Genomic DNA, 16994 nt, shown 5'->3' on the forward strand with positions numbered 1-16994 from the left:
ACGACACGACGGGGGTGGGCAGGATGCGGGCACTGGTGGTCTTCGAGTCGATGTTCGGCAACACGCAGGAGGTGGCGCGGGCCGTCGCGGACGGGTTGTCGACGCGTCTGGACGTGGAGCTGGCGGAGGTGGGCGGTGCCGTGTGGCGACCAGGCACCGAGCTCCTCGTCGTGGGTGGGCCGACGCACGCGTTCGGGATGAGCCGGCCCGGTACCCGGGCGGACGCGGCGAAGCAGCGCGGGGGCCCGGTCGTCTCCGGCGAGACGGGGATCCGCGAGTGGCTCGAGTCGCTGCCACCCGTCCCCGACGGTTCCGCGAGGCCTGCGGCGGCGACCTTCGACACCCGCGTCTCGCACCCACGCATGCCCGGCTCCGCCGCCCGCGCCATGCACAAGCGCCTCCGACGGTCGGGGTTCGACCTCGTGGCACCATCCGAGTCGTTCTGGGTCGAAGGGACGCCGGGGCCGCTCGTCCCGGACGAGACGACACGCGCACGCTCCTGGGGGGTCTCGCTCGCGGAGGAGGTCGCCGGGCGCTCCGGCCAAGGGGCCGGCCGCACCGCCTGACGTGGCCGTACCGTCGGTCGCGGAGCCGACCTAGCGGGCGCGGACCGTCCGACGGCGGACGATGCGCGCCGCAGCGTGCGGGTGCAGGACGAGCCACAGCAGCACGTGCGCGAGCCCGGGGTTGACGGGCTGCACGACGTGCTCTGCGCTCCATGCCGACAGGTGGCTCATGAGATCCTCGCTTCACCGTGGTGCTGGTCGCGAGAAGTGTCCCGCGATACAGTCCCCATCCGCAGAGAACGGCGGTCCATGACGTGTCGGACCGGGTGAAGACGGACGCCCCGGACGGCGCCCCGATGGGCCGCCGCGCTCACCTGCGAGGACAGGGTGAGCACCCGCCCGCGCGCAAGACCTCACCCGGTCGCACGGCCCGAGCGATCAGGCGATGACGAAGACGATGCCTGCGATCGCGAAGCCCATGAGTCCGATGATCGTCTCCATGACGGTCCACGTCTTGAGCGTCGTCGGGACGTCCATGCCGAAGAACCGCCCGACGAGCCAGAACCCGGAGTCGTTCACGTGCGAGGCCATGACCGATCCGGCGGCCACCGCGACGACGATCGCCGCCGTCTGCAGCCCGCTGTAGCTGCCTGCCTCGACGGCCGGCTGGATGAGTCCGGCGGCCGTGATGAGAGCGACCGTGGCAGAACCCTGGGCGATGCGCAGGATCGTGGCGATGAGGAAGCCGGCGACGATGATCGGCAGGCCGACGTCCCCGAGCACGTCCGCGAGGGCGTCGCCGATGCCCGACGCGCGCAGGACGGCGCCGAACATCCCACCGGCACCGGTGATGAGGATGACGGAGCAGACCGGGCCCAGCGCCGAGTCGAGGAGCTTCTCGATGACGGTCTTCTCACGACCCCGACGGTGGCCGAGCACCCAGGCGGCGACGAGGACGGCGATGAGCAGCGCGACCGGCGTCGAGCCGATGGCCCGTGCGAGCTGGAACCAGGAGGCCTCGCCGTCGAGGACACCGGCACCACGCAGCGTGTCGAGACCGGTGTTGATGAAGATGAGCACGAGCGGGAGGAGGAGGATCGCCACGACGGTCCCGAGCCCGGGAGGGTTGTCCGGGTAGTCCTCGTCCTCCGGCTTGCCGAGGATCTCGGGGACGGGCAGGACCCACTTCTTCCCGGCCCAGATCCCGTACATGTACGACGACACGTACCAGGTGGGGACGGCGACGACGAGGCCGAGGAGGATGACCAGGCCGGTGTCGGCACCGAGGAGCTCGGAGGCCGCGACCGGGCCCGGGTGGGGCGGCACGAAGATGTGCATGACCGAGAACGCACCGGCCGTGGGCAGCCCGTACGTGAGCACCGACCCGCCGAGACGGCGGGCGACCGCGAACACGATCGGGAGCATCACGACAAGACCCGCATCGAAGAAGATCGGGAAGCCGAAGATCAAGGACGCGACCCCGAGGGCGAACGGCGCCCGCTCCTCACCGAACCGCGTGACGAGCGTGTCGGCCATGACCTTCGCTCCACCCGAGGTCTCGACCATCCGACCGAGCATCGCGCCGAGACCGACGAGGAGGGCGACCGATCCGAGGGTGGTGCCGAAGCCGCTCGTCAGGACGTCGACCACCGACCCGGCGGGCACCCCCGCCGCGAACGCCGTCAGGAGCGAGACGAGGATGAGGGCGAGGAAGGCGTGCAGGCGCAGCTTGATGATGAGCACGAGCAGCAGGAGGATCGCCCCGCCGGCGATGGCGAGCAACGGGCCCGCCGTGAGTGTCTGGTTCCAGTCCTCGGGTGGCATCGGGTGCTCCAGGCGTCAGGTAGGCGGGTCAGCGTGCAGGGCTGCTGCCAGCATGGACGAGGAGCTCCACGAGCGCGACCGGGACAGGCTCCCGCTCCGGTACCGGTCGCCCCGGACCCACCCGGGCCTAGATCTCCTCGGGGTTGTCCCAGTCGTCACCGGCGAGGATCGCGCCGTCCTTGGCACGCCGCTCCGACTCGCGCAGCGACTTCGGAGCCCGCGTGGCGTCCCCTCCGGTGAGAACGTCACCCATGCCCGGCTTGTCCTCGTCGTAGTAGCGAGCGTCGCGCTGGATCGGCACGGGTGTCGCGTTCGGGCGTCGTGCGCCCGGGTCGTCCTGGACTGATCGGTTCGTGGCCATGCTTCATCCCACCAAACTCCGGCGAATTGCGCCAGAGGTGCAGCGTCCACGACACCTCCGCCGGGGCACGTGGTGAACGTCATAGGGACAGAACACGCGTTCGAGGTGGAGAAACGTCCCTTTTGGCCTCCTCAAGGTCTTTCTGGCATGACGGGGGTCGATTCGTAGTGCAGTCTTTTCGCATGCAGATCTGGCCTGGACATCCCTACCCCCTCGGTGCGACCTTCGACGGCACCGGCACCAACTTCGCCATCTTCTCGGAGGTGGCGGAGCGCATCGAGCTCTGCCTCTTCGAGACCGACGGCACGGAGACCCGGATCGAGCTCACGGAGGTGGACTCCTTCGTCTGGCACGCCTACCTCCCCTCGGTGCAGCACGGGCAGCGCTACGGCTTCCGCGTGCACGGCCCGTACGACCCGGAGAACGGGCAGCGGTGCAACCCGTCGAAGCTCCTGCTCGACCCGTACGCCAAGGCGATCGACGGTGAGGTGGACGGCGACCAGAGCCTCTTCTCGTACACGTTCGGCGAGCCGGAGAAGCGCAACGACGACGACTCCGCGGCGCACACGATGAAGTCGGTCGTCGTCAACCCGTTCTTCGACTGGGGTCACGACCGCCCGCCGAACCACGAGTACCACGAGAGCGTCATCTACGAGGCGCACGTGCGCGGGATGACGCAGCAGCACCCGGACGTCCCCGAGGAGCTGCGCGGGACGTACGCGGGCATGGCGCACCCTGCCGTCATCAACCACCTCGTCGAGCTCGGCATCACCGCGATCGAGCTCATGCCGGTGCACCAGTTCGTCAACGACTCCACCCTCGTGGAGAAGGGCCTCTCGAACTACTGGGGCTACAACACCATCGGGTTCTTCGCCCCGCACAACCGCTACTCCTCCTCGGGCTCCGTCGGCCAGCAGGTCCAGGAGTTCAAGGCGATGGTCAAGGCCCTCCACGAGGCCAACATCGAGGTCATCCTCGACGTCGTCTACAACCACACGGCCGAGGGCAACCACCAGGGCCCGACGATCAGCTTCCGCGGCATCGACAACGCCGCGTACTACCGGCTCGTCGACGAGGAGCAGCAGCACTACTTCGACACGACGGGCACGGGCAACTCGCTGCTCATGCGCCACCCTCACGTGCTGCAGCTCATCATGGACTCGCTGCGCTACTGGGTGACGGAGATGCACGTCGACGGCTTCCGCTTCGACCTCGCCTCGACGCTGGCTCGCCAGTTCCACGAGGTCGACCGGCTCTCCGCGTTCTTCGACCTCGTCCACCAGGACCCCGTCGTCAGCCAGGTCAAGCTCATCGCCGAGCCGTGGGACCTCGGCGACGGCGGCTACCAGGTCGGCGGGTTCCCCTCCATGTGGAGCGAGTGGAACGGCAAGTACCGGGACACCGTCCGCGACTTCTGGCGCGGGGAGTCCGCGACCCTCGCGGAGTTCGCGAGCCGCCTCTCCGGCTCCTCCGACCTCTACGAGCACACGGGCCGCAAGCCCATCTCGTCCGTCAACTTCGTCATCGCCCACGACGGCTTCACGCTCGCCGACCTCGTCTCGTACAACGAGAAGCACAACGACGCGAACGGCGAGGGGAACAACGACGGCGAGAGCCACAACAGCTCGTGGAACTGCGGAGTCGAGGGACCCACGGACGACCCGGAGATCAACGAGCTCCGACGACGCCAGCAGCGCAACGTCCTGGCCACGCTCCTGCTCTCCCAGGGCGTCCCGATGATCGCGCACGGCGACGAGATCGGGCGGACCCAGCAGGGCAACAACAACGTCTACTGCCAGGACAACGAGCTCGCGTGGATGGACTGGGAGCTCGACCACGAGAAGCAGGACCTCCTGAGCTTCACGCAGCAGCTGGTCCACCTGCGACTGCGCCACCCGGTGCTGCGCCGTCGCCGCTTCTTCGACGGTGACCACGACTGGAGCGACGAGGTCCTCGGCGACATCGCCTGGCTCAACGTCGAGGGCGAGCACATGCAGGACGACGCGTGGAACGAGGGCTTCGCACGCTCCGTCGCCGTCTTCCTCAACGGTGAGGCGATCGGGGAGCCCGGGCTGCGTGGGGAGAGGATCGTCGACGACAGCTTCCTCATCCTCTTCAATGCTCACCACGACGAGCTCGACTTCACGATCCCCGACGCCCGGTTCGGTGCGGAGTGGACGATCGTGTTCGACACGGCCACCCCGCCGTTGGACGCGTCGCCACTCTCGTCACCGACGCCGATCGAGCTCCCGACCCCGACGGCAGGGACCGTCGCTGCCGGCGCCTCGATGTGCGTCAAGGGACGGAGCGTGGTCTTCTTGACGCGGCCTCCGCTCGGGGAGTAGCCGCACAACACGAGGAGCCCGGATGTCAGAGCCGCACGCGACCGGACAGCACGAGACCACCGCCCAGAGCGAGTGGGTGTCCAGCCGCCGGTCCCCGTCCCCGGGCAAGCCGGTGCCGGTCTCCACGTACCGGCTCCAGCTCGGTGCGGACCTGACGTTCGACGATGTCGCTGCGAGGACGGGGTACTACGCGTCGCTGGGCGTGACGCACCTGTACCTGTCGCCGATCCTCGCGGCGGCGCCGGGCTCCACCCACGGGTACGACGTGGTGGACCACTCCCGGGTGAGCGACGTGCTCGGCGGGCGGGCCGGACTCGACCGGCTCGCCGCCGCCGCGCACGAGGCAGGGCTCGGCCTCGTGCTCGACATCGTGCCCAACCACATGGCTGTACCCACGCCCGCGTGGCACAACGCAGCCCTCTGGTCGGTCCTCTCGGACGGGCCGGAGTCGCGCTTCGCCAAGTGGTTCGACGTCGACTGGTCGGGTGGCGAGGGAGCACTCCTCATGCCCGTGCTCGGCGGGCGGATCGGGGACGTGCTCGCCTCGGGCGACCTGACGGTCGAGGTAGAGGAGATCCCCGGCCACGGCCGCGAGCAGACCGTCCTGCGATACTTCGACCACGTCTTCCCCGTCCGGAGCGGTACCGAGTCGCTCCCCCTCGCCGAGCTCGTGGACCGGCAGTTCTACCGGCTGGCCCACTGGCGGGTCGGTGACGAAGAGCTCAACTACCGGCGGTTCTTCGACGTCGGCACCCTCGCCGCCATCCGGGTCGAGGACCCGGACGTCTTCGACGAGACGCACGAGCTCATCCTCGAGCTGCTCGACGCCGGCATCGTCGACGGCCTGCGCATCGACCACCCGGACGGTCTTGCCGACCCGTCGGGATACCTCAGCCGGCTCGCCGAGAAGTCCGGTGGTGCCTGGGTGTCCGTCGAGAAGATCCTCGCAGGCGAGGAAGAGGTCCCCCGCGACTGGGAGACGGTCGGCACGACCGGCTACGAAGGCATGTGGCGGCTCCAGTCGACGTTCGTCGAGCCGATGGGCGAGTCCCGCCTCGCCAGCCTCATGCACCGCGTCACGGGCGACGCGGGCGACGACCTCCCGGAGCTCGTCGAGACGTCGAAGCGCGAGATCGTCCACGGCCCGCTCTACGCCGAGGTCCACCGCCTGACGGACCTCGCCGCCGCCATCTGCCGCGACGACCCGCGGCTGCGCGACCACACGTGGCGCGCGCTCAACGAGTGCCTCGTCGAGCTTCTCGTCGCGTTCGACCGCTACCGCGCGTACGTGGTTCCCGGCGCCGACACGCGCCGCGAGTCGGTGCACGCCATGGAGGAGGCTGCCGCGATCGCTCGTGCCCACGTCGACGAGATCCGGACGGAGACGCTCGAGATGCTCGTCGACCTCCTCCTCGGCAAGGAGGTGGGCTCGGCGGGGCGGCGTCGCGAGGTGCGACGCGACGAGCTCGTCATCCGGTTCCAGCAGGTGTGCGGGGCCGTCATGGCCAAGGGTGTCGAGGACACCGCGTTCTACCGGTGGATGCACCTCGTCTCCCTCTGCGAGGTCGGCGGGGAGCCGGCACGCTTCGCCGTGAGCACCGACGACTGGCACGCCTTCGCCGAACGGTTCGCCGCCCAGACGCCGCTCGCGCAGACGACCGGCTCGACGCACGACACGAAGCGCAACGAGGACACACGGGCACGTCTGGGCGTCCTCTCCGAGTACGCGAACGAGTGGGCCGAGCTCGTCGACACCCTCCGGGAGCACACGGCCACGTCGCGCAGCAGGCTGCTCGACGGCCGCACGGAGTACCTCGTGTGGCAGACGATCGCCGGCACCTGGGGCCTCGACGGACCCATCACCGCCGACCGCATCACGACGTACCTGCTCAAGGCGGTCCGCGAGGCGAAGACGTGGACGACATGGACGGAGCCCGTCGAGGCCTACGAGGACGCCGTCATGGCTCTCGCGCGGCGCGCCCTCGAGGACCCGGTCGTCGTCGACCTCTTCACCGCGTGGGCCGAGCGCACCGCGAGCGCCGTCCGCGCCGCGAGCCTCGGCATCAAGCTCGTCCAGCTGACGATGCCGGGCGTGGCGGACGTCTACCAGGGCACGGAGTCGTTCCGGCCGACGCTCGTCGACCCGGACAACCGTCAGCCGGTCGACGCCGACGAGCTCGTGGAGCGGCTCGGCAGGCTCGACGCCAGGAGCAACCCCCGGGACCTGTCCGAGGAGAAGCTCCTCGTGACCGCCGCAGCGCTGCGTGTGCGCCGCACGTACCCGGGCGCGTTCATCGGTCCCGACGCCGGCTACCGCCCGCTGGCGGCCTCGTCCGGGTGCGTCCTGACGTTCGCCAGGACGGAGGGTGACGGTCCGCGCATCGTCACGCTCGCCACCCGTGGTGCTGGGAGCCTGCAGCGCCTCGGCGGCTGGGGAGAGCACACGGTGACCCTTCCTGAGGGACGATGGAGGGACGTGCTCACCGACCGTGTCCTCGACGGTGGTCACCAACGGATCGCCCCGCTGCTCGACACCTACCCCGTCGCACTCCTCATCCCGGAGACCGCATCATGACCGACACCCAGACATCGCAGGACCGCGGCACGCTCGAGCCCGCCTCTCCGGTGGTCTGGGCTCCGGACGCCTCCCGGGTGGAGCTCGTGCTCCCTCCTGCCGACGCCGACGGGTTCGCCTCCGGCGACGCCACCGACCCCGACCGCGCCGGCCAGGCGGACGACCGGGTCGAGATGGTCCGTGACAGCTCGCTCGGCGACGGCTGGTGGGGCGCTCCGGAGGGCGTCACGGGCGCGCTCGCGCCGGACGCCCTCTACGGCTTCAGCGTCGACGGGGGGCCCGCCCGACCGACCCGCGCAGCCCCCGCCAGCCCCTCGGGGTCCACGGTCCGAGCCAGCTCTTCGACGCGTCCGTGCACGACTGGGACGACGACGCCTGGCCGGGGACGAGCGTCCTGGGCTCGGTGATCTACGAGCTGCACATCGGCACGTTCACCGCTGAGGGCACCTTCGACTCGGCGATCGCCCGGCTCGGCCACCTGGCTGACCTCGGTGTCGACCTCGTCGAGGTCATGCCGGTCGCCGCGTTCGACGGCCGCCACGGATGGGGCTACGACGGGGTCGACCTCTTCGCCGTCCACGAGCCGTACGGTGGCCCGGCGGCGTTCCAGCGCTTCGTGGACGCCGCGCACGGCCACGGGCTCGGTGTGGTGCTGGACGTCGTCTACAACCACCTCGGACCGACGGGGAACTACACGTCGACGTTCGGGCCGTACTTCACGGACGACCACCACACCCCGTGGGGCCAGGGCGTCAACCTCGACGGGACCGGCTCGGTGGAGGTGCGGCGGTGGATCGTCGACAACGCGGTGCGATGGATGCGCGACTTCCATGTCGACGCGCTGCGCCTCGACGCCGTCCACGCCCTCATCGACGACTCGGACCCGCACATCCTCGCCGAGCTCTCGGACGCGGTCGCCGCCCTCTCGCGCGAGGTCGGCCGCCCGCTCGGGCTCATCGCGGAGTCCGACGAGAACGACCCCCGCACGGTGACGGGGACCACCTCCGGCGGACGAGGGATGACCGCCCAGTGGGCCGACGACGTGCACCACGCGGTGCACGCCCTGCTCACGGGTGAGCGCCACGGGTACTACGTCGACTTCGGCTCGGTCGCGGTGCTGCGCAAGGCGCTCACCGGGGCGTTCGTCCACGACGGCGACTTCTCGACCTTCCGCGGCAAGGACTGGGGCCATCCCGTCCCGCGCGACACCGACGGTCACCGTTTCGTCGCGTTCGCGTCGGACCACGACCAGGTGGGCAACCGTGCGCGCGGCGACCGCCCCTCGGCGAGCCTCGACGCGGGTGGGCTGGCGATGGCCGCGGCGCTCGTCCTCACGTCGCCCTTCACGCCGATGCTCTTCATGGGCGAGGAGTGGGGGGCGTCGACCGACTGGCGGTTCTTCGCCGACTTCACCGACACCGACCTCGCCCGTGCCGTGAGCGAGGGACGCGCCCGCGAGTTCTCGGGACACGGCTGGGTGGACATGTACGGCGAGGGCTTCGTGGTCCCTGACCCGCAGGACCCCGCCACCCGGGATGCGAGCGTCCTCGACTGGGACGAGCTCGGCCAGGCCGAGCACGCGCGGCTCCTCGACTGGTACCGGACTCTCATCGACCTTCGTCGATCCGAGTCGGACATCGCATCGGGGCAGCTCGATGCCACCCGCGTCGAGGGCGACGACGACTCCCCCGTCCTCGAGGTGGTCCGCGGTCGTGTCCGCGTGGTGCTCAACCGCGGGACCGACGCCTCGGCCGTGCCCGTCGCCGCCGGGTCGACCATCCTGGCCGGATGGGCCGACCCGCACCTCGAGGCGGGCGACGCAGAGACGACCCTCACCCTGCCGCCACGCTCGGTGGCCGTCCTGAGAGACGCCGGCTAGCACCACCGGACGCAATGCTCGACCCGTACCCATCGTCGGAGGCACCATGTCGAAGTCCAAGCACGGCAAGAAGTCGAGAGACAGCAAGAAGCCCAAGCACGCGAAGGAGCACGCGGCACCGGAGACTGCCGCGTCGCCAGCACCAGACACAGCAGGTAGTCCGCTCTGGGACGCCCACCCGAAGGAGGTCCTGCGGGTCGAGGAAGGCTTCTCCCTCGAGGACTTCGACCGGAGCTCGACGCCTGGTTGGTCGCGCGGCAAAGCCGAGGCCGAGGCCGCCCTCGCGAGCTACGGACCTGAGCTCTCCGACCTCCAGGAGCGCCTCTTCGCCGAGGGGCGCGCCGGCGGCTCGCGATCCGTCCTGCTCGTGCTCCAGGGCATGGACACGGCGGGCAAGGGAGGGATCGTGCGGCACGTCGTCGGCCTCGTCGACCCGCAGGGCGTCCAGCACCGGTCCTTCGGTGCACCGACCGAGGAGGAGCTCGCGCAGAACTACCTGTGGCGGATCCGTCGGGCACTGCCGAAGCCGGGCTACCTCGGCGTGTTCGACCGGTCGCACTACGAGGACGTCCTCATCGTCCGGGTGCACGACCTCGTGCCGGAAGACGTGTGGTCTGGCAGGTACGACGAGATCAACGCCTTCGAGGCCGAGCTCGCCGCCGCGGGCACGACCATCATCAAGGTGGCGATGTTCGTCTCGCTCGACGAGCAGAAGGCACGCCTCGCGGAGCGGCTCGAGCGACCCGACAAGTACTGGAAGTTCAACCCGGGAGACATCGACGAGCGCCTCGAGTGGCCGCACTACCAGGAGGCGTACCAGGCGATCCTCGACCGGACGAGCACCGAGGTCGCCCCCTGGCACGTCATCCCCGCGGACCGCAAGTGGTACGCCCGTCTGGCGGTCTCCCAGCTGCTGCTCGACGCGCTGCGCGGCCTCGACCTCGGTTGGCCGCCGGCCGACTTCGACATCGAGCACGAGAAGCGGCGGCTCGCAGAGTCCTAGGGCGGCCGGGGGCGGGTCCGACGCCACTCACGGCAGCCGTCTCCGGCAGCTGTCTTCGGCAGCTCAGGCTGCCTGGTCGACGAGCTCCCGGCCGTCGGCGGCGAGCGAGCCGAGGCGCGAGAGCGCCCGGAAGTACTTCTTGCGATACCCGCCGGCGCGCATCTCCTCGCTGAACAGGTCCGCCTCGCCCGAGCCGCCGAGCAGCACCGGGACGTCACGGTCGTAGAGCCGGTCGACGAGCACGACGAGGCGCAGCGCGGTCGACTGGTCCGTCACCGGGTGCACCCCGGTGAGACCGAGGAGGGTCACGTCGTCGAGGAGAGCCCCGTACCGGCTCGGGTGGACGTGCGAGAGGTGGGTGAGGAGCTCGTCGAAGTCGTCGATGACCGCCCCGGGACGCCCGCGGACGGCGTCGACCACGGCGTCGTCCGGCAGGCTCGACGCACCGGCGACGAGCGTGCGGTGCCGGTAGTCCTCGCCGTCGACCCGCAGCACCTCGAAGCGCGCCGACATGGCCTGGATCTCGCGGAGGAAGTCGTCGGCGGCGAAGCGCCCTTCACCCAGCGAGTCGGGCAGGGTGTTCGACGTCGCGGCGAGGGATATCCCCCGGTCTGCGAGCTCCCGCAGGAGCCGTGACATGAGGACGGTGTCACCTGGGTCGTCGAGCTCGAACTCGTCGATGCACACGAGCCGCTTCGTGGCGAGGGCCTCGACCGTCTTGGCGAAGCCGAGCGCGCCGACGAGGTTGGTGTACTCGACGAAGGTCCCGTAGGCGCTCGCCTCCCGGCCCACGGCGCGGGCGAGGGAGGTGAGGAGGTGGGTCTTGCCGACGCCGAAGCCGCCGTCGAGGTAGACCGCGACCTGGGCGCCGGACCCGCTGCCGACGAGTCGCTTGAGCCACCCCTTGGGTGACCCCGAGAGCGCCTCGGCGACCTCGACGAGTCGATCGACGGTCGCCTGCTGGCTCGGGTGCGCGGCGTCGGCGCGATAGGAGCCGAAGGACGCGTCCGCGAAGTGCCGCGGCGGGACGAGGTCCGCCAGGAGCCGCTCGACAGGCACGTGCGGGCGGACGTCGGTGAGGTGCGGGAGGGGGACGGTCACGACGATCAAGCCTACTGGCCAACCTCTAGGCTGGTGCTGTGTCGATCACCACGTCCGAGTCCCCCCGTCCCCCTGCCGAGCTGCCGGCGGCGCTGGTCGCCCTCGTCGAGGACTTCCACGCGCTCGGGCCCGCACAGCGGCTCGAGATGCTCGTCGAGCTCGGCGAGCAGGTCGCCGACGTCCCTGAGCCGTACGCGTCGGACACCTCGCTCATGGAGCGCGTCGAGGAGTGCCAGTCCCCCGTCTTCGTCGTGGTCGAGGTGGCACCCGCCGCGCCGCACGCCGTGACCGTCCACTACTCCGCCCCGCCTGAGGCACCGACGACCCGCGGGTTCGCCGGTGTCCTCACCGAAGGGCTCGCAGACCTCGATGCGGACGCCGTGCTCGCGGTCCCGAGCGACCTGCCCGAGCGGCTCGGGCTCGGCGGGCTCATCAGCCCCCTGCGGCTGGCCGGGATGGCGTCGATGCTCGGTCGCGTCCAGCGTCAGGTCCGTGACGCTGTCGTCGAGGCACCGGGAGGATGACCGACCAGACGTTTCCCGACCTCGAGGTGCTCCTGGCGACAGGGCCGGGCGCGCTCGGCGCGCCGGCCGGCAGCCGGCTGCGCCACAGCCCCGACGAGCCGGAGCTCTGCTCGCTCTACGCGCACCCGCCGGCGCCGGACGGTCGCAGCGCCCTCGTCCGCGCCTCGATGATCTCGACGATCGACGGAGCGGCGTGGGGGGACGACGGGCGCTCGGGGTCGATCAACGGCCAGGCCGACTACCGAGCCTTCCGCGTCATGCGTGCCCTCGCCGACATCGTGCTCGTGGGAGCCGGCACGGTGCGGACCGAACGGTACGTCCCCCTGAAGGTCCCGCGGGGCCTCACCGCGGCGCGGGAGGCGGCCGGACGCGCGACGCACCTCCACACCGCCGTCGTCACACGCAGCGGGCACCTGCCCGAGGCGATGGCCGGCGCTGCGGGCGACACCGCGGCGCAGCAGCCCTACGTCGTGACCTGCGAGGCCGGGCGCCGGAACCTGCCCGCCTCCGTGCCCGCGGACCGGGTCGTCGTGTCCGGCGACGAGCAGGTCGACCTCGCCGACGCGCTCGACACGCTGGCGGCACGAGGTTTCACCCGGGTGCTGTGCGAAGGAGGTCCGACGCTGCTCGGGTCCATGCTCGAGGCGGATCTCGTCGACGAGATGTGCCTCACGACGAGCCCTCAGGTGCTGGGCGGCAGCGCCGCGCGGCCCGTCATCACCTCGGACGTCCTCACCGACCGTCCAGCGGCACGCCTGGCTCACCTGCTCCACGCCGACGGAGTCCTCCTCGCCCGGTGGACCATCCGACAAACCGAGCCCGCGCCGGTAGTGTGAACGCTGTGACCGAGACCATCCTTGTCCTGACCGAAGACACTCTCGACGACTTCGATGTCCAGCACATCGTCGGACTGCACCCGGACGAAGAGCTCGACTACCGTGTGCTCGTGCCCGCGGACACCGACCGCAGCCTCCTGGGCTCGATCTTCAACCACCTCGCCGCAGGCCTGTTCAAGCAGGCGTGGGAGGACGCGACCGCCGGCGAGCCCGACGAGCGCGAGGCCCGCGCCGAGGCGAGCGAACAGCTGGCACTGAGCATCGCCGAGTTCCAGGCGGTCGGCTGCGCTGCCTCTGGCGCTGTCGTCGAGGACGACCCGATCCCTGCGCTGCGCGACGCCGTCGCTCTCGGTGACGTACGGGAGATCATCGTCGTCACCTATCCCCACGCGCTCGAGGACACGTTCCGGCGTGACTGGGCGTCGCGCGCACGCGAGGAGCTGCACGTGCCCGTGCTGCACCTCTACACGCGGACGAGCGAGATCGGCTGAGCCTCAGCCCTGACGACACGAGCCGGGCTCACGTCGTCTCGTCAGATCAGGTGCTCGTCAGAATCCCGTGCTCGTCAGTCGCGGGTAGTAGGTGCGGAACTTGCGCACCTGGTTGAGGAGCGCAAGCTGCACGTAGGTGCGGCGCTTCATCGAGGCGTCCTCGCTGTACCTCAGCGGGTGCACGACCTTCCCGGACTTCATGAGCCCGGTCACCGTCGCCCGCAGCGCGGGATCGACGACGTACCGCAGGAGCAGCCTGTTCGGCAGGATCGAGTAGAGGATCTCGGTGTCGACGACCACCGGCTCCACCGCCCGACCGTGGACCCTGTCCTCGACGAGGAACGTCATGGGGTTCGCGCCCGCGGCGGTGAGGTAGTAGTTGTTGCGTCCGATGCGGGGGTTCACCTCGAAGAAGCGGAACGACCCGTCACGCGGGTCGACCTTGACGTCGAAGTTCGCGAACCCGACGTAGCCCGTGGCCACGAGGAACTGGCGCGCCTGCTCGAGCATGTCGTCGAACCGGCGCGTGATCATCGCCGCCGGGTTGCCCAGCCCCGACGGCGTGTGCTCTTCGAGCAGCACGTGCGCCGAGCACAGCAGCGTGATCTCCCCGCGAGAGTCTGTGTACGAGGTGATCGACCGCATCTGCGTGTCGTCACCCGGGATGAGCTCCTGGACGACGAAGCGTCCGCGGTACCCTGCCGCCTGCAGGGAGACCCAGAGCTCGTCGAGCTCGGTCTGGGTCTCGATCTCGAAGACCTTCTTCTTGCCCTCGAACTCGACGTCCTGGTAGTCGGCGCTGCTCGCCGCCTTGGCGATGAGCGGGAACCCGACGTCCACGGGGACGGGTGCCCACCCGGGCTCGGCGGCGCCGGCGAAGTCCTGGACGATCGTCCGGGGCACGCTGATCCCGAGCTCGTCGCAGATCTCCGAGAACGTCGCCTTGTCGGAGATCCGGTCGAGGAGCTCCTCGGAGAGGAACGGCACGACGAAGTGCTGCTCGAGCTCGACGCGGTGCTGGACGATGACGCGCACCAGCCAGTCGGAGTTCGCCAGGAGGACGAGGCGTCGGCCGGGGTTCTGCGCGGCGACCTGGAGAGCACGGTCGACGAGCTGCTGCGGGTCGTGGCTGTCGTCGACGAGCGAGTTGTCGATGATCGACGAGTCGGCGACCGCACCGACGGCTGCGCCGCTGATGACGATCGACCGGACGCCGTAGGCCTCGTGGAACGCCCGGGCGAGCGCGTAGACGCCGATGTCGGCACCGAGGATGACCGGGAGGATGTCCTGGGTCGCCACGGTCGACGTGCTCGCGTCCTGCGGTTGAGCGCTCTGGGTCACTGCTCGCTCTCCGTGCGGTCGAGGGACCACTCGGTGTGGAAGACACCAGGCTTGTCGACACGCTGGTAGGTGTGCGCGCCGAAGAAGTCGCGCTGCGCCTGGATGAGCGCGGCCGGGAGACGTTCGGCCCGGACACCGTCGTAGTAGGCGAGCGACGACGAGAACGCGGGTGTCGGGACGCCGTTGAGGGCGGCCGACGAGACGACGCGGCGCCAGGCCGGGACGCTGTTGCCGACGGACTCGGTGAAGTGCGGGTCGGCGAGCAGCAGCGCGAGGTTCTCGTCCCGCTCGTAGGCCTCGGTGATGCGGTTGAGGAAGCGCGCGCGGATGATGCAGCCGCCGCGCCAGATGCGGGCCATGGCGCCGCGGTCGATGTCCCAGCCGAACTCCTCGGACGCCGCGGCGATCTGGTCGAAACCCTGCGAGTAGGCGACGACCTTCGAGGCGAAGAGGGCGAGTCGCACGTCCTCGACGAACGCGTCGCGGTCCTCGACGGCCCACGTGCCGGCGTTGGCGTGCAGGACGCCGCGCGCGGCGGTGCGCTGCGGGGTGGAGCCGGACAGTGCGCGGGCGAAGGTCGCCTCGGCGATGCCCGTGATGGGGACGCCGAGGTCGAGGCCGTTCTGCACGGTCCAGCGTCCGGTGCCCTTCTGCTCCGCCTGGTCGAGGATGATGTCGACGAACGCCGACCCCGTCTCGGCGTCGACGTGCTGGAGGAGGTCGGCGGTGATCTCGATGAGGAAGGACTCGAGGTCGCCGGTGTTCCACTCGGCGAAGATCTGGCCGATCTCTGCCGCCGACGCACCGAGGCCCTGCTTGAGGAGGTCGTACGCCTCGGCGATGAGCTGCATGTCCGCGTACTCGATGCCGTTGTGGACCATCTTGACGAAGTGTCCTGCGCCGTCGGGGCCCACGTAGGTGCAGCACGGCACGCCGTCGACCTTCGCGGAGATGTCCTCGAGGATCGGGCCGAGGGTCACGTACGACTCCTTCGAGCCGCCCGGCATGATGCTCGGTCCGTTGAGCGCTCCCTCCTCGCCGCCGGAGACCCCGGTGCCGACGAAGTGGAGGCCGAGACCCTTGAGCCGGTCCTCCCGGCGACGGGTGTCGGGGAAGTGCGCGTTGCCCGCGTCGATGATGATGTCGCCCTCCTCCAGGAGGGGGATGAGCTCGTCGATGACCGCGTCCGTGGGCCCACCTGCCTTGACCATGATGACGACCTTGCGGGGTCGCTCGATGGACGCCACGAAGTCCGCCATGCTCTCGGACGCCACGAACGTGCCGTCGTCACCGTGGTCGGCGACGAGCGACTCCGTCTTGGCGAACGACCGGTTGTGCACGGCGACCGTGTAACCGTGTCGTGCGAAGTTCCGAGCGAGGTTGCGGCCCATGACAGCCAGACCAGTGACACCGATCTGCGCAGGTGCAGACATATGTAGGTTCTCCTTGTTCGCCAAGCGGCTCGCCGACTGTGGCGTGGGTGAGCGCGGGTACGAGACCCAGAATAGTGCGAGTGTCTCGAAACGTACTGGTCCGCGCGGCGGTCCGCTCAGATGGCGGACCGCGGCCGTAGTCTGCACTGGTGATCACGGCCGACCAGACAGACGTCCCCGAGGACTTCCTCAGCGCGCTGCGTTCCCTGCGCGCGGCACGGGTCCGGCCGGAGGTCCAGCTGACCGAGGTGCCGGCTCCTCGGAAGATCGCACCGTTCGCGGCAGCGCTCAACGGTGAGATCGTCTCCCCCGAGCTCGAGCGCTCGGGCCACAGCGCCTCGGGGCGCTTCATCGTCCTCCACGACCCGGCCGGTCAGGACGCGTGGGAGGGGACCTACCGCGTGGTGACGCTCGTCCGGGCGACGCTGGACCCGGAGATGGGGGCGGACCCGCTGCTCGCCGAGGTCGCCTGGTCCTGGCTCGAGGAGTCGTTCATGCTGTCCGGCGCCCGCGCTCACGCTCAGGGCGGCACGGTCACCCGGGTGGTGTCCGAGAGCTTCGGGGCGCTGAGCACGCGGGAGCCCGAGACCGAGATCGAGATCCGTGCCTCGTGGACCCCGCCGGAGCCGTCGGGCCGCGGGGACGTACCGTTCGACCTCGGGCCGCACCTCGCGGCCTGGTCCGGTCTCCTGTGCACCACGACAGGCCTGCCGACCTACCCGGACGGCGTCACGCCGTTCCCGTCCCACCGCGTCCCGCGGGGAGTGTCCTGAAC

General features: G+C 70.2%; 15 protein-coding genes. 9 read left to right on the forward strand and 6 right to left on the reverse strand.

The features are described from left to right. Positions 1-23: 23 nt before the first annotated feature. On the forward strand, positions 24-566 hold the full coding sequence (locus ABKW26_RS12115) for a flavodoxin/nitric oxide synthase (protein ID WP_348594020.1): 543 nt from the start codon (positions 24-26) through the stop codon (positions 564-566). A gap of 30 nt (positions 567-596) precedes the next feature. On the opposite strand, the gene ABKW26_RS12120 is transcribed toward ABKW26_RS12115, so the two are convergent. The 3 genes from ABKW26_RS12120 to ABKW26_RS12130 form a co-directional block, all read right to left on the reverse strand. Next, the gene (locus ABKW26_RS12120; protein ID WP_348594021.1) at positions 597-737 is read right to left on the reverse strand and encodes a hypothetical protein; all 141 of its coding nucleotides are present in this window, start codon (positions 735-737) and stop codon (positions 597-599) included. Between the two features lie 207 nt (positions 738-944). Continuing rightward, the gene (locus ABKW26_RS12125) at positions 945-2330 is read right to left on the reverse strand and encodes a GntP family permease (RefSeq protein ID WP_348594022.1); all 1386 of its coding nucleotides are present in this window, start codon (positions 2328-2330) and stop codon (positions 945-947) included. A gap of 127 nt (positions 2331-2457) precedes the next feature. Then, positions 2458-2691 carry a hypothetical protein gene (locus tag ABKW26_RS12130; RefSeq protein WP_348594023.1) on the reverse strand — a complete coding sequence of 78 codons (234 nt, stop codon included), beginning with the start codon at positions 2689-2691 and terminating at the stop codon, positions 2458-2460. Positions 2692-2873: 182 nt separating this feature from the next. Here ABKW26_RS12130 and glgX point away from each other — a divergent pair, with 182 nt between their 5' ends. From glgX to ABKW26_RS12150, 4 genes are all read left to right on the forward strand, one after another. Beyond that, positions 2874-5036: a glycogen debranching protein GlgX gene (glgX, locus tag ABKW26_RS12135; RefSeq protein ID WP_348594024.1), complete on the forward strand. Its 2163-nt coding sequence runs from the start codon at positions 2874-2876 to the stop codon at positions 5034-5036. Positions 5037-5058: 22 nt separating this feature from the next. Next, a complete protein-coding gene (gene treY, locus ABKW26_RS12140) occupies positions 5059-7611 on the forward strand; it encodes a malto-oligosyltrehalose synthase (RefSeq protein WP_348594025.1) in 2553 nt (850 codons plus the stop codon). A gap of 205 nt (positions 7612-7816) precedes the next feature. After that, positions 7817-9490, forward strand: a complete 1674-nt coding sequence (treZ, locus tag ABKW26_RS12145; RefSeq protein ID WP_348594026.1) for a malto-oligosyltrehalose trehalohydrolase — start codon at positions 7817-7819, stop codon at positions 9488-9490. Positions 9491-9536: 46 nt separating this feature from the next. Next, entirely contained in the window at positions 9537-10493 is a 957-nt protein-coding gene (locus ABKW26_RS12150; protein WP_348594027.1) for a polyphosphate kinase 2 family protein, read from the forward strand. 63 nt (positions 10494-10556) lie between these two features. Here ABKW26_RS12150 and zapE read toward each other — a convergent pair whose 3' ends face one another. Then, positions 10557-11594, reverse strand: a complete 1038-nt coding sequence (gene zapE / locus ABKW26_RS12155) for a cell division protein ZapE (protein WP_348594028.1) — start codon at positions 11592-11594, stop codon at positions 10557-10559. A 38-nt stretch (positions 11595-11632) separates the two neighbouring features. On the opposite strand from zapE, the gene ABKW26_RS12160 reads away from it, so the two are divergent. The 3 genes from ABKW26_RS12160 to ABKW26_RS12170 are packed head-to-tail and all read left to right on the forward strand — an operon-like array spanning position 11633 to position 13445. Continuing rightward, positions 11633-12118: a SufE family protein gene (locus ABKW26_RS12160; RefSeq protein ID WP_348594029.1), complete on the forward strand. Its 486-nt coding sequence runs from the start codon at positions 11633-11635 to the stop codon at positions 12116-12118. Continuing rightward, positions 12115-12954: a dihydrofolate reductase family protein gene (locus tag ABKW26_RS12165; RefSeq protein WP_348594030.1), complete on the forward strand. Its 840-nt coding sequence runs from the start codon at positions 12115-12117 to the stop codon at positions 12952-12954. Before ABKW26_RS12160 ends, ABKW26_RS12165 begins: the two co-directional genes overlap by 4 nt. A 5-nt stretch (positions 12955-12959) precedes the next feature. Then, positions 12960-13445, forward strand: a complete 486-nt coding sequence (locus ABKW26_RS12170; RefSeq protein WP_348594031.1) for a hypothetical protein — start codon at positions 12960-12962, stop codon at positions 13443-13445. A gap of 57 nt (positions 13446-13502) precedes the next feature. On the opposite strand, the gene ABKW26_RS12175 is transcribed toward ABKW26_RS12170, so the two are convergent. Next, positions 13503-14786, reverse strand: a complete 1284-nt coding sequence (locus ABKW26_RS12175; RefSeq protein ID WP_348594032.1) for a hypothetical protein — start codon at positions 14784-14786, stop codon at positions 13503-13505. After that, positions 14783-16219, reverse strand: coding sequence for an NADP-dependent phosphogluconate dehydrogenase (gene gndA, locus ABKW26_RS12180; protein ID WP_348594033.1), 1437 nt, complete (start codon positions 16217-16219; stop codon positions 14783-14785). Before gndA ends, ABKW26_RS12175 begins: the two co-directional genes overlap by 4 nt. Before the next feature lie 149 nt (positions 16220-16368). Here gndA and ABKW26_RS12185 point away from each other — a divergent pair, with 149 nt between their 5' ends. Continuing rightward, on the forward strand, positions 16369-16992 hold the full coding sequence (locus ABKW26_RS12185) for a DUF3000 domain-containing protein (protein WP_348594034.1): 624 nt from the start codon (positions 16369-16371) through the stop codon (positions 16990-16992). Positions 16993-16994: the final 2 nt, after the last annotated feature.

The sequence above is a fragment of the Sanguibacter sp. 25GB23B1 genome (genome assembly GCF_040012415.1).
Taxonomy (GTDB): Bacteria; Actinomycetota; Actinomycetes; order Actinomycetales; family Cellulomonadaceae; genus Sanguibacter.